Source organism: Amycolatopsis sp. NPDC048633 (assembly GCF_040650695.1).
Taxonomy (GTDB): domain Bacteria; phylum Actinomycetota; class Actinomycetes; order Mycobacteriales; family Pseudonocardiaceae; genus Amycolatopsis.
In genome coordinates this window covers 192,215-218,281 of sequence record NZ_JBEZHS010000009.1, presented here as the reverse complement: position 1 = coordinate 218,281, position 26,067 = coordinate 192,215, and the positions used below count along the sequence as shown (strand labels likewise).

25 protein-coding genes are annotated in these 26,067 nt (G+C 71.0%); 12 read left to right on the top strand and 13 right to left on the bottom strand.

The genetic code is table 11. The features are described from left to right. Positions 1–68 precede the first annotated feature (68 nt). The 6 genes from AB0C38_RS19315 to AB0C38_RS19290 all read left to right on the top strand — a co-directional run bounded on the left by AB0C38_RS19315 (position 69) and on the right by AB0C38_RS19290 (position 8,280). Positions 69–827 (top strand): SRPBCC family protein, encoded by a 759-nt coding sequence (locus AB0C38_RS19315; RefSeq protein WP_360674775.1) that lies wholly within the window; start codon positions 69–71, stop codon positions 825–827. Positions 828–1,229: 402 nt separating this feature from the next. Beyond that, a complete protein-coding gene (locus AB0C38_RS19310; protein WP_360674772.1) occupies positions 1,230–2,537 on the top strand; it encodes a GGDEF domain-containing protein in 1,308 nt (435 codons plus the stop codon). 512 nt (positions 2,538–3,049) lie between these two features. Then, positions 3,050–4,108, top strand: a complete 1,059-nt coding sequence (locus AB0C38_RS19305; RefSeq protein WP_360674769.1) for an NAD(P)-binding domain-containing protein — start codon at positions 3,050–3,052, stop codon at positions 4,106–4,108. A 448-nt stretch (positions 4,109–4,556) separates the two neighbouring features. Next, positions 4,557–6,113, top strand: a complete 1,557-nt coding sequence (locus AB0C38_RS19300) for a discoidin domain-containing protein (protein WP_360674904.1) — start codon at positions 4,557–4,559, stop codon at positions 6,111–6,113. A gap of 8 nt (positions 6,114–6,121) precedes the next feature. Continuing rightward, positions 6,122–7,351, top strand: a complete 1,230-nt coding sequence (locus AB0C38_RS19295) for an MFS transporter (protein WP_360674766.1) — start codon at positions 6,122–6,124, stop codon at positions 7,349–7,351. After that, positions 7,348–8,280, top strand: a complete 933-nt coding sequence (locus AB0C38_RS19290) for a hypothetical protein (protein ID WP_360674763.1) — start codon at positions 7,348–7,350, stop codon at positions 8,278–8,280. Before AB0C38_RS19295 ends, AB0C38_RS19290 begins: the two co-directional genes overlap by 4 nt. Here the strand turns inward: AB0C38_RS19290 and AB0C38_RS19285 are convergent. Continuing rightward, on the bottom strand, positions 8,270–8,842 hold the full coding sequence (locus tag AB0C38_RS19285; protein ID WP_360674760.1) for a TetR/AcrR family transcriptional regulator: 573 nt from the start codon (positions 8,840–8,842) through the stop codon (positions 8,270–8,272). The genes AB0C38_RS19290 and AB0C38_RS19285 overlap by 11 nt on opposite strands. A gap of 79 nt (positions 8,843–8,921) precedes the next feature. Between AB0C38_RS19285 and AB0C38_RS19280 the strand changes: the two genes are divergently transcribed. Next, positions 8,922–10,304 carry a cytochrome P450 gene (locus AB0C38_RS19280; protein ID WP_360674757.1) on the top strand — a complete coding sequence of 461 codons (1,383 nt, stop codon included), beginning with the start codon at positions 8,922–8,924 and terminating at the stop codon, positions 10,302–10,304. 364 nt (positions 10,305–10,668) lie between these two features. On the opposite strand, the gene AB0C38_RS19275 is transcribed toward AB0C38_RS19280, so the two are convergent. Further along, on the bottom strand, positions 10,669–11,340 hold the full coding sequence (locus tag AB0C38_RS19275) for a VOC family protein (protein ID WP_360674754.1): 672 nt from the start codon (positions 11,338–11,340) through the stop codon (positions 10,669–10,671). Between the two features lie 85 nt (positions 11,341–11,425). On the opposite strand from AB0C38_RS19275, the gene AB0C38_RS19270 reads away from it, so the two are divergent. Beyond that, positions 11,426–12,358 (top strand): Lrp/AsnC family transcriptional regulator, encoded by a 933-nt coding sequence (locus AB0C38_RS19270; RefSeq protein WP_360674751.1) that lies wholly within the window; start codon positions 11,426–11,428, stop codon positions 12,356–12,358. Here the strand turns inward: AB0C38_RS19270 and iolD are convergent. Genes iolD through AB0C38_RS19230 form a run of 8 tightly spaced genes read right to left on the bottom strand, consistent with a single transcriptional unit; the run spans position 12,343 to position 20,023 of the window. Next, entirely contained in the window at positions 12,343–14,178 is a 1,836-nt protein-coding gene (iolD, locus tag AB0C38_RS19265) for a 3D-(3,5/4)-trihydroxycyclohexane-1,2-dione acylhydrolase (decyclizing) (RefSeq protein ID WP_360674748.1), read from the bottom strand. The genes AB0C38_RS19270 and iolD overlap by 16 nt on opposite strands. Then, a complete protein-coding gene (gene iolB / locus AB0C38_RS19260; RefSeq protein WP_360674745.1) occupies positions 14,175–15,065 on the bottom strand; it encodes a 5-deoxy-glucuronate isomerase in 891 nt (296 codons plus the stop codon). Before iolB ends, iolD begins: the two co-directional genes overlap by 4 nt. Next, a complete protein-coding gene (locus tag AB0C38_RS19255; RefSeq protein ID WP_360674742.1) occupies positions 15,062–15,373 on the bottom strand; it encodes a hypothetical protein in 312 nt (103 codons plus the stop codon). Before AB0C38_RS19255 ends, iolB begins: the two co-directional genes overlap by 4 nt. Further along, complete coding sequence (iolC, locus tag AB0C38_RS19250; RefSeq protein WP_360674739.1) at positions 15,370–16,299, bottom strand: 5-dehydro-2-deoxygluconokinase; 930 nt, start codon at positions 16,297–16,299, stop codon at positions 15,370–15,372. Before iolC ends, AB0C38_RS19255 begins: the two co-directional genes overlap by 4 nt. Further along, positions 16,296–17,078, bottom strand: a complete 783-nt coding sequence (locus AB0C38_RS19245) for an ATP-binding cassette domain-containing protein (RefSeq protein ID WP_360674736.1) — start codon at positions 17,076–17,078, stop codon at positions 16,296–16,298. Before AB0C38_RS19245 ends, iolC begins: the two co-directional genes overlap by 4 nt. Further along, positions 17,075–18,118 carry an ABC transporter permease gene (locus AB0C38_RS19240; RefSeq protein ID WP_360674733.1) on the bottom strand — a complete coding sequence of 348 codons (1,044 nt, stop codon included), beginning with the start codon at positions 18,116–18,118 and terminating at the stop codon, positions 17,075–17,077. The genes AB0C38_RS19245 and AB0C38_RS19240 overlap by 4 nt, the downstream gene beginning before the upstream one ends. A gap of 10 nt (positions 18,119–18,128) precedes the next feature. After that, positions 18,129–19,124 (bottom strand): sugar ABC transporter substrate-binding protein, encoded by a 996-nt coding sequence (locus AB0C38_RS19235; RefSeq protein ID WP_360674730.1) that lies wholly within the window; start codon positions 19,122–19,124, stop codon positions 18,129–18,131. Positions 19,125–19,144: 20 nt separating this feature from the next. After that, the gene (locus AB0C38_RS19230) at positions 19,145–20,023 is read right to left on the bottom strand and encodes a TIM barrel protein (RefSeq protein WP_360674727.1); all 879 of its coding nucleotides are present in this window, start codon (positions 20,021–20,023) and stop codon (positions 19,145–19,147) included. 124 nt (positions 20,024–20,147) lie between these two features. Here AB0C38_RS19230 and AB0C38_RS19225 point away from each other — a divergent pair, with 124 nt between their 5' ends. After that, the gene (locus tag AB0C38_RS19225) at positions 20,148–21,167 is read left to right on the top strand and encodes a LacI family DNA-binding transcriptional regulator (protein WP_360674724.1); all 1,020 of its coding nucleotides are present in this window, start codon (positions 20,148–20,150) and stop codon (positions 21,165–21,167) included. Further along, a complete protein-coding gene (locus tag AB0C38_RS19220) occupies positions 21,164–22,162 on the top strand; it encodes a Gfo/Idh/MocA family oxidoreductase (RefSeq protein WP_360674721.1) in 999 nt (332 codons plus the stop codon). The genes AB0C38_RS19225 and AB0C38_RS19220 overlap by 4 nt, the downstream gene beginning before the upstream one ends. Here AB0C38_RS19220 and AB0C38_RS19215 read toward each other — a convergent pair. After that, positions 22,152–22,733, bottom strand: coding sequence for a TetR/AcrR family transcriptional regulator (locus AB0C38_RS19215; protein WP_360674718.1), 582 nt, complete (start codon positions 22,731–22,733; stop codon positions 22,152–22,154). The two genes, AB0C38_RS19220 and AB0C38_RS19215, sit on opposite strands and share 11 nt — an antisense overlap. Before the next feature lie 58 nt (positions 22,734–22,791). Here AB0C38_RS19215 and AB0C38_RS19210 point away from each other — a divergent pair, with 58 nt between their 5' ends. Next, positions 22,792–23,295, top strand: a complete 504-nt coding sequence (locus AB0C38_RS19210) for an SRPBCC family protein (protein WP_360674715.1) — start codon at positions 22,792–22,794, stop codon at positions 23,293–23,295. Continuing rightward, positions 23,292–23,765, top strand: coding sequence for a GNAT family N-acetyltransferase (locus tag AB0C38_RS19205; RefSeq protein ID WP_360674712.1), 474 nt, complete (start codon positions 23,292–23,294; stop codon positions 23,763–23,765). Before AB0C38_RS19210 ends, AB0C38_RS19205 begins: the two co-directional genes overlap by 4 nt. On the opposite strand, the gene AB0C38_RS19200 is transcribed toward AB0C38_RS19205, so the two are convergent. Both AB0C38_RS19200 and asnB read right to left on the bottom strand, forming a co-directional pair. Next, on the bottom strand, positions 23,751–24,053 hold the full coding sequence (locus AB0C38_RS19200; RefSeq protein ID WP_360674709.1) for a hypothetical protein: 303 nt from the start codon (positions 24,051–24,053) through the stop codon (positions 23,751–23,753). The two genes, AB0C38_RS19205 and AB0C38_RS19200, sit on opposite strands and share 15 nt — an antisense overlap. 34 nt (positions 24,054–24,087) lie before the next feature. Continuing rightward, the gene (gene asnB, locus AB0C38_RS19195) at positions 24,088–25,929 is read right to left on the bottom strand and encodes an asparagine synthase (glutamine-hydrolyzing) (RefSeq protein ID WP_360674706.1); all 1,842 of its coding nucleotides are present in this window, start codon (positions 25,927–25,929) and stop codon (positions 24,088–24,090) included. Positions 25,930–26,067: the final 138 nt, after the last annotated feature.

The window sequence follows — 26,067 nt, the reverse complement described above, 5'->3', positions numbered from 1 at the left end:
GCCGCCGCCCCGGCGGCGGCTAGGGTGGGCACCGGACACCTCAGGTCTGGCAGAGAGGAGGTCGGCCCGTGCGGCTCGACCACGAATTCACCGTCCCGGCTCCGATCGGCGAGGTCTGGCAGGCGGTCGTCGACCCCGAGCGCGTCGCGCCGTGCATGCCGGGCGCCACGCTGACCAAGGTCGAAGGAGACAAGTTCAGCGGGACGGTGAAGGTCAAGCTCGGGCCGATTTCCCTGCTGTACAAGGGAAACGGCGAGTTCCTGGAGAAGGACGACGCCGCTCACAAGGTCACGATCAAGGCATCGGGCAAGGACTCCCGCGGATCGGGCACGGCAGCGGCGACGGTGACGCTGACGCTGACGGAGGCCGAAGGCGGGACGCACGGCACGGTGGCGACGGACCTGTCGATCACGGGCAAGCCGGCCCAGTTCGGCCGCGGCCTGATCAGCGAGGTCGGCGGCAAGATCCTGGACACGTTCGCGGGGTGCCTGTCGGGCAAGCTGGCCCCGCCGGAATCGACTCCGGCTCCGGCTGAGCCCGCCCCGGCGCCCACGCCCGAGGCACCGGCACCCGAGCCGACGGCGACCGCGGAGCCGGTGGCCAAGCCGGCGGTCAAGCCCGCCCCGACGACGGCCGAGATCAACACGGACCCGAAGCCGGCGACGGAGCGCCCGCCGCTGCGCAGTGTTCCGGCGGCCCCGGAGACGGAAGCGATCGACCTGCTCGACTACGCGGGGCAGTCGGTGTTGAAGCGCCTGGCGCCGGTGGTGCTGGGAATCGCGGCGGTGGTCGGCCTGGTGGCGATCATCCGGGCGCTGCGGAAGTAGCCGCTGTTCGGCGGTGGGGCGAAGCTGAGCTGGGCCTGCGTTGCGCGGGTGAGGTGGGTTTGTGCTGTCCGCTCGCCGCGCGGGCGAGCTGGATTGGCGCAGGTGCCCGCGCTGTGCTCGGCCATCTGCGCTGGTGGCGGCGACACGCGCATCCGGGATCGCGTGGGTGGGATTCCCCCTTCGGCGTTCTCAGGTCCGCCTTCCCGGCGCGATGATCCTTTGGTGAGCCGCTGAGCTGGGTGGATCTACCCTGCGCGGGTCTTCGGGCAGGTGTGTTGCCCGCAATTCGCCCGGACTGGCGACGCGCTTCGTCGGAACGGCTACGCTGGGCTACCTGGTCGGCCGAACTTCGCGCAAGGGGTACGTCACGATGCCGGTCCGTCACTTCTGTGGCCTCGGCTCTTGAGAGCCCAGGCCGCCGTGCGCCGGGAAACGCTTTCCGCCTGGCCGGGCTGGCCCGCGCGATGGGAGATGTGGGCCGGGGCGAAAGCCCGCTGGATCACCTACGCGCTCGGTTGTGAGCTGGTCGCCGTCGTCGCGACCGGGGCCGCGCTGGTCACCGGGTTCGGCGGGCCCGTGCGGCCGGTCTGGTTCGCGGTGCTGGTCGCGCTCGGCGTCGCGCAGGCCGAAATGTCGCGCCGCATCGAGCGGCTGCGGCGGTGGATGAGCGGGCAGACCCACATCAACGTCACGTCGGTCTGGTACCTCGCCGGCGTCGTCCTGCTGCCGCCGGCCTGGGTGGCACTGCTGGCCGTCGTGCTCTACACGCACCTGTGGGTGCGCGTGTGGCGTCAGGTCCGTACGCGGCCCGCGCATCGCTTCGTCGCCAGCACGGCTTGGGCGATGCTCTCGTGCTTCGCTGCTTCGTCCGTTCTCGCGGTGTCCGGGCTGCACGGGACGCCGTTGCAGACGACGCGCGGGCTGTTCGCGCTCTGCCTGGCCGCCGCGGTGTTCGAGCTGGTGAACATCGGCCTGGTCTCGGCCGGGATCTACCTCTACACGAGCAAGCGCTCGGCGGCCGACCTGATCGGCACCTGGGAGGACAACGCCTTCGAGCTGGCGACCCTCTGTCTGGGCGGCCTCGCCGCGCTGGCGCTGGCCGAGCAGCCGGTGCTGGTGGTGTTCGTCGTCGCGCCGTTGTTGCTGCTGCACCGCTACCTGCTGCTGAAACAGCAGTTGCAGGTCGCGGCCGTCACCGACGAGAAGACGGGGCTGCTCAACACCGCCGGCTGGCACGACTCCGCGGTGCGCGAACACACCCGCGCGCACCGGCGAGGCTCCACCGGCGGCTCCACCGGCGGCGGCTTCGCGGTGCTGATGATCGACCTCGACCACTTCAAGCGCATCAACGACACGTACGGCCACCTCACCGGCGACGACGTCCTGGCCGCGGTCGCGGTGGCGATCTCCGGCGCGGTGCGCCAAGGCGACACGGTCGGCCGCTTCGGCGGCGAGGAGTTCGTGGTGCTGCTGCCGGCCATCGGCCGCGTCGACGTGCTCGGCATCGCCGAACGCGTGCGGGTGGCGGTGGGGGAGCTGAACGTCGTGATCTCGACCGGCAGCGGCACGGTGCGGGTGAGCGGGCTGTCGGTGTCGATCGGAGTGGCCCGCCACCCGGAAACGGGGCCGACGCTCGATGACGTGCTCCGCGCGGCCGACGCCGCGTTGTACCGCGCCAAGGAGGCTGGACGTAACCGCGTTGCCGTGTGACCGGCGACGCGCGGCTGGCTGGGGTGGCCGGTCGCGCCGGCGGGTGAGGTTCGGTTGTACGCCGGTTGTCGGGGTGGCTGGGCGCGATCGTTGTCGGTGGGTGGGGGTTGGGCTGCGCGTTGGTTGCCGGGGGTGGCTGGGCGCGGTCGTTGTCGGTGGGCGAGGTTGGGCTGCGCGTCAGTTGTCGGGGTGGCTGGGCGCGATCGTGTTGGTGGGCGGGGGTTCGGTTGTACGCCGGTTGCGGGGGTGGCTGGGTGCGGTCGTGTTGTCGGGCGGGGGTTGGGCTGCGCGTTGGTTGCCGGTGTGGCTGCGCACGATCGTGCTTCCGAGCGAGGTGAGCTGCGCGCAGGCCTCGGGTAGCTGCGATCGCGCCGCCGGCTGAGCTGGCGTATGGATTGGCTGCGCGAGGCTCGTGGCCGACAGCGCCGCGCGTTCTCGCAAGCCCGCGCGCAACCAGAAGCCGTGTGATCTATGGCGCGAAATACCCTCCGCTGCCAGCCGTTGAACCTCACATGAGCGGTGCGGATCACGAGACCGACGTGGTGGTGATCGGTGCGGGGCAGGCGGGACTCTCGGCCGCCTATCACCTGCGCCGGGCCGGGTTCGCCAACGACCGTGGCTTCGTCGTCCTCGATCACGGGAAGCGCGCCGGGGGCGCGTGGCAGTACCGGTGGCCCTCCCTCGTGCTCGGCAAGGTGCATGGCATCTACGACCTGCCCGGCATGGCCTTCGGCCGCCCGGACGTGACGCGGCCCGCCTCCGAAGTCGTTTCGGAGTACTTCGCGCGCTTTGAAAGCGTCTATGACCTCCCGGTTTTCCGGCCCGTCGACGTCCAGTCCGTGACGCGGGCGGGGGAGCGATTGGTGGTGGCGAGCCCAGCCGAGTCCTGGGCCGCGCGGGCCGTGATCAGCGCTACCGGCACGTGGGACCGGCCCTTCTGGCCGCACTATCCCGGCCAGGAGAGCTTCGCCGGCCGCCAGGTGCACACGGCGGACTACACCGGCCCCGAAGAGTTCCGTGGCCGGCGGGTCGTCGTGGTCGGGGGTGGGGCGTCGGCCGTTCAGCTACTCATGGAGTTCGCCCCGCTCGCTCGCGCGACCGCGTGGGTGACCCGGCGTCCGCCTGTGTGGCGCGACGAGCCGTTCAGCGAGAACTGGGGACGCGACGCCGTCGCGAAGGTCGACGAGCGCGTGCGGGCCGGGTTGCCGCCCGAGAGCGTGGTGAGCGTGACCGATCTCGCCGTGACGCCGGAGGTGCGGGCCGCGCGCGCGGCCGGGATCCTCGAGCGGCGGCCGATGTTCGAGCGCATCACGCCCGACGGCGTCGAGTGGGCGGACGGCTCGCGCTTCGACGCCGACGTCATCCTCTGGGCGACGGGTTTCCGCGCGGCGATCGACCACCTCGCGCCGCTGCACGTGCGCGAACCCGGGGGCGGGATCCGGATGGACGGTACGCGCGTGGTGCGTGAGCCGCGGCTGCACCTCGTGGGGTACGGGCCATCGGCCAGCACGGTCGGGGCGAACCGGGCGGGGCGCGCCGCGGCCACCGAGATCAAGAAACTGCTGGGTTGAGGTCATACATCCGAAGCTACCCGAACATCTGAGCGAAGATCATCGCTGGATCGGGTGAACTCCGGCGACCGCGCGCGACACGATTTTGTTGTGAAACAAGGGAAGCGTGCGCGAGGTGATGGGCGCTGCCCCCGGTTCCCACGCTACCCGCGACCACCGACAAAAACGGGAAAGGTCGGGCGTCTGCGACCCCCTGTCCCGAGGTGCGGAGCAGTGCGCCGCTCAACGGGAACCCCTTTGACCAGCGGAAAACCCGCGAAACTCACCCTCTTGACCGATTCAACGACAAGACACGTCTTGTCAGCCGAAACCGGTCACCGATACAGTCCGCCTTAGTTAGGAAACTTTCTTAACAGATTGAACGCCGCAGCCCACCAGCCACCGCCAGGCCCAGAAGGAGCGCGACGTGCCGTCGACCCGTCTACGCACATTCACCCGTCTCACGCCCGTGATAGCGGCGATCGTCCTGCTGCCCTCGGCGATCGCCACGGCCGGTACCCAAGCCGATGTCCTGCTCTCCCAAGGGAAACCCGTCGCGACCTCCACCACCGAGAGCTCGTCGTACGCCGGAACCAAAGCCGTCGACGGCAGCACCACCACCCGCTGGGCCAGTGCCGAAAGCGCCGACCCGCAGTGGCTGCGGATCGACCTCGGCCAGTCCGCCGCGATCCACCGGGTCCTCCTCACCTGGGAAGCCGCCTACGCCAAGAAGTACCGCATCGAAGTCTCCGACGACGGCACGAACTTCACCGCCGCCACCACCGTCGACAACGGGGACGGCAAGACCGACGACCTCACCCTGAACGCCCACGGCCGGTACGTCCGCTTCGTCGGCGTCACCCGCGCGACGAGCTACGGCTACTCCTTTTGGGAGATGCAGGTCTTCGGCTCCACGGACTCCTCCGGCGACACCCAGGCCCCGACCACCCCGGCCGGCCTCACCGCCGGCCCGACCACCGCCACCAGCGCCGCCCTGACGTGGAGCGCCGCCACGGACAACGTCGGCGTCGCCGGGTACGACATCCTCCGCGACGGTACCGCCGTCGCCACCAGCACGACCCCGTCCTACACCGACAGCGGCCTCACGCCCGACACCAGCTACTCCTACGCCGTCCGCGCCCGCGACGCCGCCGGCAACGTCTCGGGAAACAGCGCCCCGGTCACCGTGAAGACCAAGGCGGGCAGCGGATCCGGCTTCGTCCTCGCCGCGGCGGGCGACATCGCCGAGCGCTGCACGGCGAGCAGTTCGAGCTGCGTCCACGTGAAGACCGCCAAGCTGGTCGAGCAGATGAACCCGGCCGCCCTGATCACCATGGGCGACAACCAGTACGACGACGCCCACCTCTCGGACTTCAAGTCCTACTACGACAAGACCTGGGGCAAGTTCAAGAGCATCACCCACCCGATCCCGGGCAACCACGAGTCCTACGACGACACGCCGTTCAAGGGCTACGAGGACTACTTCGGCGCCATCGCCAAGCCGCAGGGAAAGCGTTACTACAGCTGGGAAATGGGCAACTGGCACTTCATCGCTCTCGATTCCAACGACTTCGTCACCCACGACGACTTCGCCGAGCCGCCCCAGATCACCTGGCTGAAGCAGGACCTCGCGAACAACAAGAAGGGCTGCGTCGCCGCGTACTACCACCACCCGCGCTGGAGCTCCGGCGACCACGGCGACAACAAGGACAGCCTCGAGCTCTGGAACATCATGACCGCCAACAAGGTCGACCTCGTCCTCAACGGCCACGACCACGACTACGAGCGGTTCGTCCCGCAGAACGCCGACGGCAAGGCCGACGCGAAGGGCCCCGTCGAGATCGTCGGCGGTTCCGGCGGTGCGAACCTCTACGACCTGAGTCCCGCCCACGCGACGACCGCCAAGCTGCTGAAGACCTTCGGCGTCCTGAAGCTGTCGATGACGGACAACTCGTTCCAGTCGCAGCTGATCGGCGTCGACAGCAAGGTCCTCGACAGCAGCCCGACCTACACCTGCCACCGGTAGGAGCGGGCATGTACATCGCGGCAAGCCGTACCTCGGACCTGGCGGCCGGCACCGACCGGAAACCCGCGCTGAAACGGGTGTCCGCCAACGTGGTGGCGCTCGGCATGGTCAGCCTGGTCACCGACGTCTCTTCGGAGATGGTCACCGCCGTCCTCCCGCTCTACCTGGTGCTCGGCCTCGGCCTGAACCCGCTGCAGTTCGGCCTGCTCGACGGGCTCTACGCGGGCGCCACCGCCCTCGTGCGGGTGCTCGGCGGGCACCTCGCCGACCGGTGGCGGCGGCTCAAGGCCGTCGCCGGGTTCGGGTACGGCTTGTCCGCGGTGTGCAAGCTCGGCCTGGTCGCGGCCGGTTCGTCGGTCGCGGCGATCGGCGTCGTCCTCGCCGCCGACCGCACCGGCAAGGGCCTGCGCACCGCCCCGCGCGACGCCCTGATCTCCCTCAGCAGCACGCCGGACGCGCTCGGCCGGTCGTTCGGGGTGCACCGTGCCCTCGACACCGTCGGCGCGTTCCTCGGCCCCCTGGTCGCGATGGCGGTGCTCGCGCTGAGCCTCGGCAGCTACACGAGCGTGTTCTTCACGAGTTTCTGCGTCGCCACGATCGCCGTGCTGCTGCTGGCCTTGTTCGTCAAGGATCATCCCGGCGGCGTCGACCGCGCCGCAGTTTCCGCCAGAGCCGCGTTCAGCCTCCTGAAGCAGAGCGACTTCCGGCGCGTGACCCTCTGGGCCGCGCTGCTCGGCCTGGTGACCGTCGGCGACTCGTTCGTCTACCTCGCCCTCCAGCGGCGCTGGGAGATCGCGGCGACGTTCTTCCCGCTCCTGCCGCTGGGCACCGCCGGGGTCTACCTGGTGCTGGCCGTGCCGCTCGGCAAGCTCGCCGACCGCGTCGGCCGCTGGCCCGTCTTCCTCGGCGGCCACGTCGCCCTGTGCCTGGCGCTGGTCTTGCTCTGCGGCCCGGCCTACGCGGTGCTCCCCGTCGTCGCCCTCGGCCTGCACGGCGTGTTCTACGCGGCCACCGACGGCGTCCTCATGGCCGCCGCCGGCCCGCTCATCCCGCGCGAACTCCGGGCCACCGGGATGGCGGTCGTGCAGACCGGGCAGGCCGTGGCCCGCATGCTCTCGTCCGTCCTCTTCGGACTGGCCTGGACGCTCTGGGACCTGCGGCCCGCGGTGCTCGTCGCCGCGGTCTGCCTGGCCGTCGTCGCCCTCGCCGCCGCTCTCGCGAAACCGGTGCGCCCGTGAAGAAACTCGTCCTCGCCCTCCTCGGCACGGCACTCCTGATCGCCGCGGCCGTCGGCTACACCGTCAGCGCCCGCCACGACACCGCGGACGCCGAACCGGCCGCCCCGCTCGCGCTGAGCCCCGGTCAGCTGCTGTTCCGCGACACCGCCACCGGCCGCGTCGGCACCATCGACCAGGGAAAACGGCAGCTCAGCGGCCTGAAGTGCGACCGGTTCGCGGCGGCGAAGCAGACCGCGGTGTGCCTCGCGGTAAAGCCCGGCACGCTCCCGGCGGTGACCGACGTCCTCGTCCTCGACGACCACCTCGCCGTCCGCCACAACGAAACCCTGCCCGGCACGCCGAGCCGCGCCCGGGTGTCCCCGGACGGCAAGCGCGTCGACTGGACGCTGTTCGTCACCGGCGACTCGTACGCGCAGACCGGCTTTTCGACGCGCGCCGGGCTCTACGAGGTCGACACCGGACGGCTCGTCAAGACGATCGAGGAGCTCCCGGTGTTCGTCGGCGACCAGCGGTACTTCGCCGCGGACGTCAACTACTGGGGCATCACGTTCGCCCCGGACGGCAACCGCTTCTACGCCACGCTCGGCAGCAAGGGAAAGACGTACCTCGTCGAAGCCGACTACGCGCGCTACCGCGGGAAGACCGTCAGGGAGAACGTCGAATGCCCGTCGCTCTCCCCGGACGCGACCCGGGTCGCCTTCAAGAAGAAGACGAGCGAAGGCGTCTGGCGGCTGTCGGTCCTGGACCTGAAGACGATGCAGGAAACCGAACTGGCGGAACAGCGAAGCGTGGACGACCAGGCGCTGTGGCAGGACGGCCACACCGTCCTCTACGGGCTGGACAACGCCGTCTGGGCGGTTCCGGCGGACGGTTCCGGCGCACCGCGGAAGCTGGTGGACAACGCCGCCTCGCCGGCCGTCACGGGGTGACGCCGACCGCCGCGAACAACGTCCGGACGCCCAGGTCGCGCAGCTCCTCCTGGGTGATCGTCGGCTGGTCGAGCCAGGCGAGGATCGTCGTCGAGACGAACGCGAGCCAGCCGCGGACGGCCAGCCGTGTCACGTCGGTGATGGGCGTCAGCCGGCTGACGGCGTCCAGGATGCGCGAGGCGTTCGCGGCCATCCCGGCCTCGCGGATCTCCTGGATCTCGCGGTCGGCTCCGCTCGCGGCCCGGTGCACGATCCGGTAGCCGTCCGGGTGGGTGCGCGCGAACTCGAGGTACACGTCGAGCCCGGCTCGCAGCTGCTCCGCCACGGGCAGCGCCGGGTCGGGCTCGCTCATTTCCAGGAGCTGGTCGCGTTGCGCGCGGACGATCGACGCGAAGAAGTCCTTCTTGGTGGGGAAGTAGTGGTACAGCAGGCCGCGGGAGACCTGGGCGATCTCGGCGACCTCCTCGATCCACACCTCGTCGTACGGCCGTTTCGCGAAGAGTCCGGCCCCGATCGTGAGGAGCTGCTCGCGTCGCTGCTCGGTGCTCAGCCTCGTCCGCATTCCCCCGACCTTACTTGACACGGGTTCAGTAGCGGGGGATCGTGACCCTATTGGATCCGAGTTCAATAGGGGGTACGCCGTGGACACCACCGGGCTTCCGCACCGGCCGGGCCGGCTGCCGGTGATCGGCGACCTGATCGGGGCGAACCCGCGCACGCCGCTGCAGGACACCCTGCGCATCGGCCGGCGGATCGGGCCGATCTTCACGCGCAAGATCTTCGGGTTCGAGATCGTCTTCGTCGGCGGCGTCGACCTGGTCACGCAGCTGAACGACGAGACGAAGTTCGGCAAGCACGTCGGCATGGGCATCGAGAACCTGCGCGCGCTCGCCGGCGACGGGCTGTTCACCGCGCACACGCACGAGCCGAACTGGCGGCTCGCGCACGACATCCTGCAGCCGGCTTTCTCCGCCGAGGCGATGCGCCGCTACCACCCGGTCATGCTGGACGTCGCCCGCGAGCTCGTCGCGCGCTGGGACGCCGCGACCGGGCCCGTCGACGTCGCCGCCGACATGACCCGGCTGACGCTGGAGACGATCGGGCTCGCCGGGTTCGGCTACCGGTTCGGCTCGTTCGAGCGCAGCGAACCGCACCCGTTCGTCACGGCGATGATCCGCGCGCTGCGGTACGCGCAGCTGCAGAACGTCAAGCTGCCGTTCGTGCGGCGCGCGTTCGCCGGGACGGCCGAGCAGAACCAGGCCGACATCGCGACCATGACGAACCTGGTCGACGAGGTCATCGAAGCCCGTCGCGCAGCAGGCGAGGAGAGCCGCGACCTGCTCGGCCTGATGCTCACCGAGGGCCACCCGGTGACGGGGGAGCGCCTGGACCCGGTGAACATCCGCAACCAGGCCATCACGTTCGTCGTCGCGGGTCACGAGACGACGTCCGGCGCGCTGTCGTTCGCGTTGTACTACCTGACACGCCACCCCGAGCTGCTGGCGAAGGCTCGCGCCGAGGTGGACGCGGTGTGGGGCGACCGCGAGCCGGCCTTCGGAGACGTCGCGAAGCTGCGTTACGTGCGTCGCTGCCTCGACGAAGCGATGCGGCTCTGGCCGACCGCGCCGGGTTACGCCCGCGAAGCACGCGAAGACGTCGTGCTCGGCGGCGAGCACCGGATGCGCGAGGGCGACTGGGTGATCGTGCCGCTTCCGCTGGTGCACCGCGATCCCGCGGTGTGGCCGGACCCGGAGAAGTTCGATCCGGACCGGTTCGAGCCCGCCGCGGTGAAGAAGCGGCCGGCGCAGGCGTACAAGCCGTTCGGGACGGGCGAGCGCGCCTGCATCGGCCGCCAGTTCGCGCTGCACGAGGCAGTGCTGGCATTGGGGATGGTGTTGCAGCGCTACGACTTCGACGTCGATCCGTCGTACGAGCTCAAGATCGTCGAGTCCTTGACGCTCAAGCCGAGCGGGTTCACCTTGCGGCCGCGGGTCCGGGCGGCGACCACCGCGGTCGCCAAATAGACGAGCTGTTCCGGGATCCGGAACCACAGCGGCACGTCCGCGTGGTGGATGTTCGCGGGGAGCAGGCAGACGAGCAGTGCGGCCAGGCACCAGCCCGCCACCACCCGCGTCCGGTGCAGGACGAGCCCGAGGGCGCCGAGCAGCTCCAAGACGCCGGTCACCGACACGACCAGGGACGGGAACGGCACGAACGGCGGAACCATGGCCGCGAGGTCGTCGTGGCCGGGCATGAAGCCGAGGCCGCTCGGGGCGAAGTGCGCCGACGCCGTCATCACGAGCATCACCGCGAGTCCGTGGGCGGCGGCGATCCGCCACGGGAACTTCAGCCGGAGCAGGAGGCTCGCGACCGCGAGCACGGCCAAGGTCATGGCAGTTCCAGGTCGGGACCGTCGCCCGCGACGGTCATCGCTTCGAACCGGGACACCGGACCGGGGACGATCTCCAGCCGCGCGTCGCCGACGGTGAACACGGGGGCGGGCGCCACGCCGAGCATGCGCGCGTACCGGTCCACGGTCGCGTCGAAGTCGGCCGCGGCGATCCGCACCGCGGCCAGCCTGCGGGCGCCGTTCGGGTGCTCGACGGCCTGCGTGTACTCGCGCGTCAGGTGCTGGGCGATGCCGACGTACCCCTCCGGCGTCGAGCGCGGGTCGAGGTGCACGGCCCGCGCCCGCAACGTGCCGCCGCCCTCGACGTCGCGTTCCAGGTCGAGAACGCCGGAAGCGGGGATACCCGGCAAAGAGAGGGCCGAGACGTCGGGCGTCTCGAAGTTGAGGATCCGGAAGCCCGTCCCCATTTCGCGGCTGTGCCAGGGATCGGGTGCGGTGTCGTCGACGATGCCCAGCAGTTCGAGGTAGGCGTTGCCGAGGTACACGCACTGGTTCGCCGTGCAGCCGGGTACCGGCGGCGAACCGGGTTCGGCGCTGAGCAGGTGCCGTGAGCGCGGGCTCACGGTGAACCCGAGCGCGGTGTACCGGGCCGCGAGCCCGTCGAGGTCGCGGGTGACGACGCCCGTGTGGTGAAAGCCGGTGATGGTCATGCGCCGATCGTGCGGCCGCGAGCCGGCCGGGAGCCCGTCCGGAAAGGACGGAAGCCGGAATCCGGCACGCACCTATCCTGGCCGGGTGGAATCCGTCAGCCTCGACGAGCTCGACCGGCAGCTGCTGCACGCGCTGCAGCTGGACGCGCGGGTGCCGTTCAGCCGGATCGCGGCGGTCCTCGACGTCTCGGACCGCACGGTCGCCCGCCGCTTCACGCGCCTGCGCGAAGCCGGGGCGGTGCGGGTCAGCGCGGTGCCGCGGGGACGGTCGGAGTGGCTGGTCCGGCTGCGCGTCCTCCCGCACGCCGCTGCCGGGCTCGCGCAGTCGCTGGCCGCCCGCGCCGACACCGCGTGGGTGACGATCCTGTCCGGCGACACCGAGATCGCGTGCGTGCTGCGCACCGCCGCGCCCATGGCGGAGCTGAGCCGGCACCCGCACGTCACCGACGTCCGCGCGCAGCAGATCCTGAAGTCCCTCATGGACGGCTGGTGGCCGGGCCGCACCTCGGCCCTGACCACCGAGCAGATCGCCGCCCTGCGGGAGCCCGAGGCCGAGCCGGCGCCGGTCGAGCCCACCGACCTGGACCGGCGGCTGCTGCCCGCCCTGGCCGCCGACGGCCGGGCGGCGTACGCGGACCTCGCCGGACGCGTCGGCTGGTCGGAGTCCGCGGTGCGCCGGCGCCTGGACGAACTGCGCCGCGCGGGGCGGCTGCGGTTCCACGTCGAAGTCGACCCGGCGCTGTACGGCTACACGACGCAGTGCCTGCTCTGGCTCGCCGTGGCCCCGGCGCAGGTCACGACCGTGGCCGAGGCCCTTTCCGCCGACGACGAGACCGCGCACGTCGCCGCGACGACCGGCCCCCACCACCTCCTGGCCGTCGTGGTCTGCCGGACCCCGGACGACCTCTACGCGTACGTCACCGAGCGGGTCGGCGCGCTCCCGGGCGTCGAGCGGATCGAGACCGCGACCGTCAGCGCGTACACCAAGCGGTTCGCGCCGGCTCAGGACCGCAGGTAGCGCACCTGGTCAGCCTTCGAACGGTCGTACTCGTCCCGGCCCGCGAGGTGCTCGGGTACGCCGACCTCCCACCACGCGCCGGCCTCGGTCCACGCCGACGGCTGCGTCTTGACGACGACCACGGCCGGGCGCCGTTCCGAGACCGCCGCTTCGCGAGCCTGGGCGTAGGCGGAACGCAGTGAGTCCACATCGGACGCCGTGAACACCAAGCAGCCCAGCGATTCCGCGTGACGAGCGAAGTCCACTCGCGGCGGCGAAGCGTGCGAAGTCGTGCAGTCGGCGTAGAAGTTGTTGAACGGCTTCCCGCCCTGACCCTCCTGGAGCCGCGCGATCACCGCGTACCCGTCGTTGTCGCACACGACCGCGACGAACGGGTGACCCGCGAAGGCGGCCGAGAACAGCTCGGAGTTCAACATCAGGTACGAGCCGTCACCCAAGAGCGTCGTCACCAGGCCCGGATGGGCGATTGCCGCGCCCCACGCGCCGGACAGCTCGTAGCCCATGCACGAAAAGCCGTACTCGACGTCCATCGAGACCGAGCCGGACCCGCGCCACCCGCCGATCAGCTCGCCCGGCAGCCCGCCGGACGCCGTCATCACGTAGTCGTCCGGCGCCGCCAGGTCGTTCACCACGCCAACGACCTGGGCGTAGGACGGAACCTCGGCGTCAGCCGAGCGCAGGGAGTCGACGTGCGCGTCCCAGGAAGCCCGCTCGGTCTCGGCTCGCGACGTCCACGACGGGTCGACCCGCCAGCTCTCCAGCTGCGCGCCCAGGTCGACGAGACCGGCGTCAGCGTCAGCGACCACGGAGAGAGCGCCGTGCTTCACCGCGTCGAAGCGGGCCGCGTTGAGCGCGACCAGGCGGACGTCGGGGGAGAAGACCGTCCACGACGCCGTCGTGAAGTCCTGCAGCCGCGTCCCGACCGCCAGGACGACGTCGGCCGCGGCCGCGAGGACGTTCGCCGACGTCGAGCCGGTGACGCCGAGCGGCCCCGCGTGCAGGGGATGGTCGTGGGACACCAGTGTGCGGCCCGCGGTGGTCTCGACGAGAGGGATCCCGTGCCGCTCGGCGAAGTCCAGGGCGCGCCGCCCGGCGCCGGAGTACCGGACGCCGCCGCCGAGCACGAGCAACGGCCGTTTCGACGCACGCAGGACGCTCGCCGCTTCGGTGACCGCACGCCGGTCGGGACGCGGCCGGAGCGGCCGGTGCGTCACCGGGGCGAACAGCGCGTCGGGGAAGTCGTACGTCTCGGCCTGGACGTCCTGCGGCAGCGCCAGGACGACGGGCCCGCTGTCCGCCGGGTCCGTGAGCACCCGCGCGACCTGCGGCAACGTCGAGAGCAGCTGCTCGGGCCGGGTGATCCGGTCGAAGTAGCGCGAGACCGCGCGGAAGGCGTCGTTGACCGTCGCGGTCGCGTCGCCGAAGGGCTCGATCTGCTGCAGCACCGGGTCGGGCGCGCGGCTGGTGAACGTGTCGCCCGGCAGCAGCAGCACGGGCAGCCGGTTCGCGTGCGCGACGCCGGCCGCGGTGACCATGTTCAGCGCGCCCGGCCCGATCGACGACGTCACGACGCCGACCTGCCGCCGGTGCGTGGCCTTCGCGTAGCCGACCGCGGCGAGCGCCATGCCCTGCTCGGTGTGCCCGCGCCACACCGGGATCTCGCCGCGGTGCTCTTCCAGGGCCGTGCCGAGGCCGAGGACGTTGCCGTGCCCGAAGATCGCGAAGACGCCGGGGAAGAGCGGAACTTCGCGCCCGTCCAGGGTTTCCGAGCGCTGGGCGAGGATCCAGCGGACCAGGGCCTGAGCCGTCGTCAGCTTCACTGGACACGCCCTTCGTGGTCGGTCACCGGACAGCGCGGATCGAGGTCTTGTGACGCCCACGTGTCGCGGACCCAGCTGTGCGCCGGGTCGTCGCAGAACGCCATCGACCGTTCGGGCGCCGGTCCGGCCAGGACGTTCAGGTAGTACATCGGGTAGCCGGGCGCCGCGACGCACGGGCCGTGATAGCCCCGCGGGATCAGGAAGACGTCCTGGTCGCGCACGGCGACGTCTTCGTCCAGGTCGCCGTCCGCCGTGTACGTCCGATGCAGGCCGAAACCCTCGCGCGACGGCGTCACCCCGTCGCGGCCGGCGACGCGGAAGTAGTAGATCTCCTCGTTGACGACCTCGCACTCGGACGCTTCGTCGTGCTTGTGCGGCGGGTACGACGACCAGTTGCCGCCCGGTGTGATCAGCTCGCACGCGTTGAGCTTGTCGGCGTGGTCCCAGACCCCCGGCACGCCGAAGTTGGTCACCTGCCGCGTCGCCTGCCCGGCGCCGCGGACCTCGACCGGGACGTCTTCGGCGGGTCCGTACTTCGGGGTCAGCCGCCGGGTGCAGCGCGCCATCGGCAGCGCGACCTGCGCGCCGGTCTCGGAAGTCAGCTCGACCTCGGCGTCGCGGGGGACGTAGACGAAGTCCGTGACCCGGGTGAACACCGACTCGCGCCCTGCCAGTTCGAACTCCTCGCCGTCGACGCGGACGTTGAGCGAGCCGGACAGCGGGAGCACGAACGCCTCGAACTCGCCGGTCCTGACCGTGCGCGGGAGCCGGGTGCCGATCCGGAGCACCCGCAGCCCCGTGTACGCCCAGCCCGCCGAATCCGGGGTGAGCCGGACCGGGTCGGCGTCGTCGGACAGTGTCCCGAGTGGACGGTGCAGCTTGCTCACTTCGCGGCCTCCAAGACCTTCGCGGCGGCTTCCACGGCAGCGCGGGTGTTTCCCTCGGACGGGTAGAGCAGGGTGCGGCCCAGGACCAGGCCGCGCACGACGTCGTGGCGCAGCGTCCGGCCCCAGGAGGCCAGGCCGGCGGCCTGCAGCGTCGGGACGGTGCCCGGGTCGGAGTCGACGAGCCGCAGCATCTTGCCGCCGTCGACCAGCGTCCGGGCGTCGTAGCCGGTGAAGCGGTCGTCGATCTCCCAGTCCGCGCCGGCGCGGACGTGGAGGAGGTCCTTCCAGCGCTCGTCGGTGAGGATCACAGCAGCTCCTCGATCTCCGCGGCGGTGGGCATGGCGTCGGCGCAGGCCAGCCGGGACGCCACCAGCGCACCCGCGGCGTTCGCGTACTCGGCGATGCGCACCGGGTCCCAGCCCGACAGCAGCCCGTGGATCAGCGCGCCGCCGAAGCCGTCGCCGGCGCCGAGCCCGCAGACGACCTCGACGCGCTGCGGCGGCACGGTCCGGCGCTCCTCCGGTGTCGCCACGAGCACGCCGTCCGCGCCCTTCTTGATCACCGCCAGCCGCAGGCCGCGTTCGAGCATCCGGTCGGCGGCGGCGTCCGGGTCCGCGGTGCCGACGGCGACCTCGACCTCGGTGCGGTTGCCGACCGCGACGGTGACGTGGTCGAGCAGCGCGCCGATCTCTTCCCGGGCCTGGTCCACCGACGGCCAGAACATCGGCCGGTAGTCGAGGTCCAGGACCGTGTGCGCACGACGCCCGCGGGCTTCCAGGATCTTCCGCTGCGTGGTGCGGGCCGGCTCGGCGGAGACGCCGGTGCCGGTGACCCACAGCAGCGGCACGGACTCGACGACGTCCCAGGGCACGTCGTCGTCGGTGAGCGTCAGGTCGGGCGCGATGGGGGAGCGGTAGAACAGCAGCGGCGGGTCCGCGGGCGGGTTCAGCTCGCAGAACACCACCGGCGTCTGCAGGTCCGGCGAAGTGGCCACAAAGGACGGTGAGACGCCGAAGCCGTCCAGCGCCTGCCGGACGTAGTCGCCGAAGCCGTCCGGCCCGACCTTGGTCAGGACCGCCGTGCGCCGGCCGAGCCGCGCGGCGGCGACCGCGACGTTGGTCGCGGTGCCGCCGAGCGACTTGGCGAACGTGCTGACGCCGGCCAGGGGGACGCCGCTCTGCTCGGGGTAGAGGTCGACACCCACCCGGCCGATCGTCAGCGCTTCGAGACTCATGGGGTCTTTTCCACCTGCCGCAGTTCGTGTTCCAGGGCTTCCAGCTCCGCACCGCCCGCCATCTGCCGGGTCAGCTCGTTGATGTCGATGTCCTTCTTCTCGTACGCCCCGAGCGGCGCACCCCGCTTGAGCAGCAGGAACCGGTCCGCGACCGGGAACGCGTGGTGCGGGTTGTGCGTGATCAGCACCACCCCGAGGCCGCGGTCCCGGGCCTGCGCGACGTACTTGAGCACCACGCCGGCCTGCTTGACGCCCAGGGCCGCCGTCGGTTCGTCGAGGATCAGCACCTTCGCGCCGAAGTACACCGCCCGCGCGATCGCCACGCACTGGCGCTCACCGCCCGAGAGCGTCCCGACCGGCTGTTCGACGTCCCGCAGGTCGATGCCCATGTCGGACAACGCCTGCTTGGTCGTCTCGCGGCCCTTGCGCCGGTCGAGCATCTTGAACGGGCCGAACCCCGTCGTCGGCTCCGAGCCGAGGAAGAAGTTCCGCCAGACGCTCATCAGCGGCACCACCGCGAGGTCCTGGTACACGGTCGCGATGCCGTGGTCGAGGGCCTCCCGCGGCGAGGCGAGCCGCACCGGCTGCCCGTCGATGAGGAACTCGCCCCGGTCGTGCTGGTGCACGCCGGCCAGGATCTTGATCAGCGTGGACTTCCCGGCGCCGTTGTCGCCGAGCACGCAGGTCACCTCACCCGCGTTGACCACAGTGGACACATCGCGCAGCGCGATGACGCTGCCGTAGGTCTTCCCGATCTCGCGAACTTCGATCAGGCTCATCGGCGTACCCTTTCCGCGCGCCGCCGGAAGGCGTTGTTGACCAGGACCGCGGCCAGCAGCATGATCCCGAGGAACAGCATGAACCAGTCGCTGTTCCACTGCGCGAACACGATGCCCTGGCGGGCCATGCCGAAGATCAGCGCGCCGATCGCCGCGCCCACCGCCGAGCCGAACCCGCCGGTGAGCAGGCAGCCGCCGATCACCGCCGCGATGATGTACTGGAACTCCAGCCCGATGCCCTGGTTGGCCTGCACGCTGGCGAAGCGCAGGATGTTGATCGAGCCGACCAGCCACGCGCCGAGCGCGGTGCCCATGAACAGCAGGATCTTCGTGCGCACCACCGGCACGCCGACCGAGCGGGCCGACACCTGCGACCCGCCGACCGCGAAGATCCAGTTGCCGAACCGGGTCCGCACCAGCAGCCACGCGGCGATCGCCGTGACGACGACCCACCAGATGATCGACGACTGGAACTCGGTGCCGCCGATGCTGAACGTGGACGCGAACAGCGCCCCGGCCGACTCGTAGCCGCTGGTCGAGCGCATGCCCGAAACCTGGACGGTGTTGGTGACCAGCCGCGTCACGCCGAGGTTCAGCCCCTGCAGGGCCAGGAACGACCCCAGCGTGACGATGAAGCTGGGCAGGCCGGTCTTCATGACCAGCCAGCCGTTGAACGCGCCGACGCCGAGCGCGAACACCAGCGAGACCAGCAGCGCGAGCCAGACGTTCAAGCCCGCCTGCGTCGCCAGGATCGCCGTGACCAGCGAGGTCGACGCCGTCATGACACCGGCCGAGAGGTCGAACTCGCCGCCGACCATGAGCAGCGCGACCACGACGGCCATGATGCCCAGCGTCGAGGAGTCGTCGAGCCAGGTCGCCACGCCGAGCGGGCTGAGGAACTGGCCGGTGACGACGGAGAAGAAGACGAACACCAGGACCGCGCCGAGCAGGGCCCCGATCTCCGGCCGGACGACCAGCCGGTCGGTCAGGCTCTTCTTCGCCACGCGTTCGTCGGGTTCTGCCTGGATCGCTGCGGTCATTTCACTCCCCTTAGCGGGTGCCGCGCTGCGCGTACGGGGCCACGGTGTCGATGTTCGTCTTGTCGACGAAGCCGGGGCCGGTCTGCACCGGGTGGCCGCCGCCGATGGTGTTGCCGTTCTCCTTGTAGAGCTTGAGGAACACGATCGGCAGGTAGCCCTGCTCGTACTGCTGCTGGTCGACGGCGAAGAGGATGGTGCCGGCCTTGATGGCCGCGACGACGTCGGCGTTCAGGTCGAACGTGGCGACCTGCGCCTTCGAGCTCGCCTCCTTGGCCGCGTCCACCGCGCGGGCCGCGACCTGCGAGTTCAGCGCCAGCACGGCGTCGATCGACGGGTCGGACTGCAGCGCGCCGCGGATCCGGGCCTGCGCGTCGGTCGGGTTGGAGATGTCGACCTGCAGCGTCGAGACGTTGCCGAACGCCTGCTTCGCGCCGTCACAGCGCTGGTTCTGGCCGATGTTGCCGGCCTCGTGGATGACGCACAGCAGCTTCGTCTTGCCGGCCGCCTTGAGGCGCTGGCCCGCGCCCTGGCCGGCGAGGCCCTCGCTCTGCCCCACGTGCGCGATCGCGCCGAACGCCGCGCTCTGGTCCTCACCCGAGTTGATCGTGACCACCGGGATGCCGGCCTTGACCGCGTTTTGGATCGACGTCTGCAGGGCCTGCGGGTTCGCCATCGAGACGACCAGGCCACTGACCTTCTGCGCGACGGCGTTGTCGATCAGCCGGGCCTGGTTGCCGGGATCGCCGTCGGCGAAGTAGTCGACGCCGATGTTCAGGTCCTTGCCGGCCTGCTCGGCGCCGTTCTTCACGACGTTCCAGAAGGCGTCGCCGGAGGTGCCGTGCGTGACGACGGCGATCTTCAGCGGGCCGCCCGTGCTCGGGGCCGCGGCGGACGGGGCGTTCGAGCTGCTGGACGAGTTGTCGGCGCTGGGGCCGCTGCAGGCGGAAAGCACCAGTCCGGTAGCGGCGATCGCCGCCACACCGGCCAGCTTCTTGAAAGAGAACACAGTCACTCCTTTGGGACCAGTTACAGGGAGTCGATGATCTTCGCGAGGTGGGCCAGGCTGCGCCCGGTGTCCCGGCGGGGGAGGTCGTCGGGGCTGGAGTCGCCGAGGGCGGTGTCCTGTTCGAGGACGTACCAGCCGTCGTAGCCGGCCGCCTGGACGGAGCGCACCATCGACGCCACGTCCACGTCCCCCTCGCCGAGCGGGGTGTAGATGCCCCGCCCGACCGCGTCGGTGTACCCGAGCCGTCCCGTGCGGACTTCGGCCGCCAGGTCCGCTCGGACGTCCTTCAGATGCACGTGCCCCACCCGTTCGGGATACCGCTTGGCCAGCTCGACCGGATCCGTCCCGCCGATCATCAGGTGCCCGGTGTCGAGGCACAAGCCGAGATCGGAATCGGCGAGGAAGCGCTCGACCTCGGCCTGCTGCTCCACGTGCGTCCCGACGTGCGGGTGCAGCACGGTACGCAGGCCGTGAGCTGCCGCGATGTCGCGGATCTGGCCGGCGGTGCCGATGAGCGTGGCCCATTCGGCGTCAGAGAGCTTCGGGCGTTCGTCGTAGCCGTCGAGCCCGGTCGCGGCGGCGAGGACGAGGACGTCACCGCCGCACGCGGCGAACAGCGCGGCCGACTCCTCGGCTTCCTTCAGGGCGTTTTCCTGGTTCGCGTGCAGCACGACGGCGAGGAAACCGCCGACGAGCGTCAGGTCGTGCTTCCCGAGCAGCTCCCGCAGCTCCGCCGGGTCGCGGGGGAGGTACCCCGGCGGGCCCAGCTCCGTCGCCTGGACGCCCAGCCCGGCCATCTCGCCGAGCACGGTCGCCGCGTCGAGCACTCGCCCCCACCCCGGGACTTCGCAGACGCCCCAGGAGATCGGGGCGGCGGCGACACGGATCTTCACTGTCATAGGGACGACTCCGTTGCTCTGATCGGGTGCGTTGGAGCGCTCTATTGATTAGAGCGCTCTAATCTTGTAGCGTCCGTCACAGCAAGTCAAGGCTGAGTTTTCCGTGGTCAGGGGAGGTGCGGTCATGCGTCCGACCATGGAGGACGTCGCCGCGCGGGCGGGGGTTTCCCGCGCACTGGTCTCCCTGGTGATGAGGAATTCACCGAAGGTCTCCGATGTCCGGCGCGCCGCTGTTCTGCGTGCGGCCGAAGAACTCGGCTACCAGCCGCACGTCATGGCGCGGTCCCTGGCCAGCCGGACGTCCACTGTGCTCGGCGTGATGGTCAACGACCTGCGCAACGCCTTCTTCGCCGACGTCGTCGAGGGACTCGACGCGGCCGCCCAGGCCGCGGGCTTCGACCTCGTCCTCAACACCGGCGGCCGCCGCCCCGCGCGCGAGGGGACCGCCTTGCGCAGCCTGCTTTCCTTCCGGCCGGCGGGAGTCATCCTGCTCTCGCCGGTCGTGCCCGCGTCGGCCATCGAAGCCGCGGCCCGGCAGTGCCCGGTGGTGCTGGTCTCCCGCACGTCGCGAGCGTCCGGTGTGGACACCGTGAACGACGACGGCGAGGCGGGGTCGGCGCTGGCTGTCGACCACCTCGCCGGCCTCGGGCACCGGCGCATCGCCCACCTCGACGGCGGTGGCGCGGCCGGGGCGGCCCAGCGCCGCCGCGGGTTCCAGGCGGCGATGCGGCGGCACGGCCTGGACCCGATCGTCGTGCGCAGCGAGCACACCGACACTGGTGGCGAGAAGGCCGTGCGGGAGCTGCTGGCGACGTACTCGCGCGCCGAACTGCCCACGGGTCTGGTGGCGGGCAACGACTTCAACGCCGTCGGCGCGATCTCGGCACTCGAAGAGGCCGGGCTGCGCGTGCCCGAGGACGTCTCGGTCGTCGGCTACGACAACACTTCGCTGGCCGCGCTGCGGCACCTTTCACTGACCACAGTGGACCAGCCGCGGACCGAAATGGGGCGGCTGGCCTTCGAGGCCTTGATCGAACGCGTCCGCGGGGAGCGCACGGAGCCCGTCCGGCACCTGCTGCACCCCTCCTTGGTGGTCCGCGCGACCACGGCCGGGATTTCTGCGACAGGAGGAGCACGACGATGAGGTTGGGACTGGCGGGCACCGGCCGGATCGGCACCGCGCACGCGGAGACGCTGAAGGGGTTCGACGAGGTGGACTCGGTCGTCGTGGCCGACGTCGACAGCGTGCGCGCCCAGTCGGCTGCCGCGAAGCTGGGTGTCGAGGCGGCTTCCCTCGACGAGCTGTTCGCGGCGGGGCTCGACGGCCTGGTCGTCACGGCCGCCACCGACGCGCACCCGGGTCTGATCATCGCGGCGGTCGACGCGGGCATCCCGGTGTTCTGCGAGAAGCCGGTCGCCGCGGACATCCCCGGCACGCTGGCCGTGATCGACCGCATCGGCGCCTCGGACGTCCCGGTCCAGATCGGCTTCCAGCGCCGCTTCGACGCGGGCTACGCGGCGGCGCGCGCGGCCGTCGCGTCGGGCGAGCTGGGGTGGCTGCACACGCTGCGCGCGACGACGTTCGACCCCGCGCCCCCGCCGGCGGAGTACGTCGCCCACTCGGGCGGGCTGTTCCGCGACTGCGGCGTGCACGACTTCGACATCATCCGCTGGGTGAGCGGCCGCGAGGTTTCCGAGGTGTACGCGATCGGCGCCAACCGCGGCGAGCGGTTCTTCGCGGACGCGGGCGACGTCGACACGGCGGCGGCGACGCTGACCCTGGACGACGGCACGCTGGCGACGGTGTCACTGACCCGCTACAACGGCGCGGGCTACGACGTGCGGCTCGAGGCGCTGGGGTCCGTTTCGGGGGTGGTCGTCGGCCTGGACGACCGGGCGCCGCTGCGGTCGGTGGAGCCGGGCGTGGCCCCGCTGCCGGGCCCGGCGTACCCCGGGTTCATGGAGCGCTTCCGCCCGGCGTACACGACGGAGCTGCGGGCGTTCCTGGACGTCGTCGCGGGCCGGGCGCCTTCGCCGTGCGTCGCGGCGGATGCGTTGGAGGCGTTCTACATCGCGGAGGCGTGCGAGCTGTCCCGCCGGGAGCGGCGTCCGGTGGAGCTGGCGGAGGTCAGGCGCTGAGCAGCTTGCGGACGGTGCGTTCGACGAGCGTCGCGGCTTTCGGCGGGGGAGTGCGGCCGGTCGAGAGGTAGCGGTGGACGACCGCGCGCGGGATCTCGACCAGGGCGAGGACGACTTCTTCGTCGGTGCAGCCGGTGAGCGGCGGGAGGGCTCGCGTGGCGCGTTTGAGCGTGTCGCGCAGTTCTTGCTCGTCCTCGGCCACGGCTTTCGCGGCTTCGGGTGACCAGTCGGCGGGCCCGAAGGCGTGCTTGCCCGCGTCGAGGACCAGCGCGCCTTCGGGATGCTTGCGGCACCAGTGGACGACGCTAGTCGCGGCTTCGACCGCCGCTTCGATCGTCGTCGCATCGCCGAGGCTCCGGGTGAAGGTGTCCTGGAAGTCGCGCAGGGTCCGGCGCCAGAGCTCGGCGAGCAGCGCGGGCCGGTCCGGGAAGCGGTGGTAGATGGAGCCGTTGGGCGCCCCGGCGGCCTTCGCGGTGGCGGCCATGGTGACGGCGCGGGCCCCGCCTTCGGCGAACAAGGCCGTGGCGGCGTCGAGGAACTGCGCTGTGGTGTGCGTCGCGGGGCGGCCCATGTTGTAGAGATTATGCTCTAATACGTTCTGGAGGACAGTCTCTAGAACGGAGAGTCTCGTGGTCCGCAACGTGCACACCCGAAGGTTCCCGGTCTCGGCCGACCGGCTGGTTCCACTCCTCGAAACGCTCGGCACCCCGGAGGACCGCTTGTGGCCGGTCGCCGACTGGCCCCCGACCCGCCTGGACGGCCCCCGCGCGCCGGGCACACCGGCCGGTCACGGACCGGTGCGCTACGTCGTGGAGGAGGTGGCACCGGACCGGCTGCGGTGCCGGTTCACGGCCCCGGCGGGCGTGGTGGGGTACCACGAGCTGACGATCGACGGCGGCGCGCTGACCCACGTCCTGGAGGCATCCCTACACGGCTGGGCCCGGCTGACCTGGCCGTTGTTCTTCCGGCCGCTGCACGACGCGCTGCTGGAAGGGTTGCTGGACCGGGCGGAGCTCGAGGTGACGGGCCGGGTGGCGCGGCCGGTCCGGTGGTCGCCGTACGTCCGGTTCTTGCGCAAGCTGGGCAAAATCGCCTCGCGCGGCGGCCGTCCTGCGGCGAAACTCCGAGCGTGACAGTTCTGACCCCGCTCGACGAGCCTGCCCTGGCGCGGCTGCTCGACGCCGCTGTCGCCGGCGCCGATCCGCTGGAGGTCATGCCCCCGGTCTCGGGCCCGCCCGGCTGGACCTCGTCCCGTCGCGACGCGTTCTTGGCCTTCCACCGCGGCCGGACCCTGGACCCGGCGACGGCGGTGGAGCGCACGTGGGTGGTCGACGTGGACGGCACGGCGGTCGGCGCGGCCCGCCTGGAGCGGCACGGCGACGCCGTGGAGGCGGGCATCTGGCTGAGCCGCGAGGCCCGCGGCCGCGGGATCGGCACGCGGGTGACGGCGTTGCTGCTGGCCGAAGCGCAGCGCTCGGGCGCGGCCCGCTTCATCGCCTCGACCACGCCGGGCAACGGCGGAGCCCGGGCACTGCTCGGCGGAATCGGCGCGGCGCTCACCGCGGAAGGGGACGAGGTCGCGGCGGAGCTACCGCTGAGCTGACCTCAGCTTCGGCAGGATCTCCGTCCGCACGTACTCCAGCGCATCCCGTGATGGCTCAATGTGCGGCCCCTGCACCCACACGACCCCGTGCCGCACAGCCGCCGCCGTCACGCGCTCGCGCAACGATCCCACCACTCCCGCCCCCAGCACCAAGGCGTCGACCACGCCGAGCCGGGTCAACACCGCTTCCTCCGAAGCGACGCCGTCCGCGGCGAGACCCGCCGCGGACAGCGCCGCTGTCACCCTTGAGACCGTGGCCGGGTTGCGGCCGAACAGCAGCACCTTCATGCCACCCAGCGTCCAACCTCAAGGGCACTCGAAGTCAAGACAGTTCGAGCGTGGGGGAGTACATCTCGATCCAGTGGTACAGGTCGAGCAGGCGGTCCAGGCCGACCCGCGCCGCCGGGTTCATGGTCGCCGGGTCCACTTCGGACGTCCGGTGCGCCCACGCCTTGTCGACCAGGCCGAACACCGCGTGGCCCGGGTCCGCGAGGACCTCCTTGGTCTGCTGCTGCAGCGCCGCCGCGTAGCCCGGGTCCTGGGTCGACGGGTACGGGCTCTTGACCCGCTGGGCCACCGACTCCGGCAGGACGTGCTTGGTCGCGTGCCGCAGCAGGCTCTTCTCGCGGCCGTCGAACGTCTTCAGCGACCACGGCGTGTTGTAGACGTACTCGACCAGCCGGTGGTCGCAGAACGGCACGCGGACCTCGAGCCCCACCGCCATCGACGCGCGGTCCTTGCGGTCGAGCAGCATCCGCACGAACCGGGTCAGGTGGAGGTTGCAGATCGTCCGCATCCGCGCGTCCCGCGCGGACTCACCGTCCAGGTGGTCGACCGCGTCGACCGCGGTCCGGTACTGGTCCGCGACGTAGGATTCCAGGTCCAGCTTCTGCCGCAGCTCGGTCGTGTAGAGCGACGCCCGGTCGTCCATCATCGACGTCCGGAACGCCAGCCACGGGAACGTGTCCGCGTTGACGGCCTGCTCGTCGTGGAACCAGCGGTAGCCGCCGAACACCTCGTCGGCCGACTCGCCCGACAGCGCCACCGTCGACTCACTGCGGATCGCCTTGAACAGCAGGTACAGCGACGTGTCCATGTCGCCGAGCCCGGCCGGGATGTCGCGGGCCTTCAGCACCGCGCGCCGCACCGCCGGGTCGCTCAGCTCGGCCGGGTTCAGCATGACGTCCTGGTGTGCGGACCCGACCAGGTTCGCGACGTCGCGGATGTACGGCGAGTCGGCGGTGTCGCGCATCTCGTCCGGCTTGAAGTTCTCCTCCTGGCCGAAGAAGTCGACCGAGAAGGTCCGCAGCTGCTCACCCTGCTCGGCGAGGTGGGGCGCGGCGAGGCCGGTGACGGCACTCGAATCGAGCCCGCCCGACAGCAGCACGCAGCGCGGGACGTCCGCGACGAGCTGGCGGTGCACGATGTCGGTCATCAGCTCGCGGACGCGGGCGACCGTGGTCTCCTGGTCGTCCGTGTGCTGCTTCGCGTCGAGCTTCCAGTACGTGCGGGTGCGGATGCCCTCGCGCGTCACGGTGACGATCGTGCCGGGCTGGACCTCTTCCATGTCCTTCCACAGCGACCAGCCGGGACGCTTGGTGAACGCCATCAGCTCGCGCAGGCCGTCGGTGTCGACGACCTTCTTCGCGAGCGGGTTCTCGAGGATCGCCTTCGGCTCGGAGCCGAACAGCACGCCGTCGCGAGTGGGGTAGTAGTAGAACGGCTTGATGCCCATCCGGTCGCGGATCATGACGAGCCGGTCGTCGCGCTCGTCCCAGATCGCGAACGCGTACATGCCGTTGAGGTGGTCGACGACCTCGTCGCCCCACTGCAGGTAACCGTGCAGCACGACCTCGGTGTCGCTGTCGGTCTCCCACTTGTGGCCGAGCTTCGTCAGCTCTTCCTTCAGCTCGGTGAAGTTGTAGGCCTCACCGCTGTAGACCATCGCGACGTCGCCGTTCGGCGTGTGCACGGACATCGGCTGCCGGCCGCCGGGCAGGTCGATGATGGCCAGCCGCCGGTGGCCGAGCGCGACGTGCTTGCGCACCCAGGTGCCCTCGTCGTCCGGGCCGCGGCAGGACATGGTCGCCGTCATGGCGTCGACCACGTCCCGGCGGCGGGTGAGGTCGGCGTCGTAGGAAACCCAGCCGGCGATACCGCACATAGGTGAATCCCCTCTCGCAGATTTGCTTAGCCGATACAACTATCGGTAACACAGGTGTAACACGGGCCGAAGATCTTGTCTGCCCGAATTGCACTTTCCGCACTTGTTCGGTCACTCATTGTGTCGCGAGTCACTAAC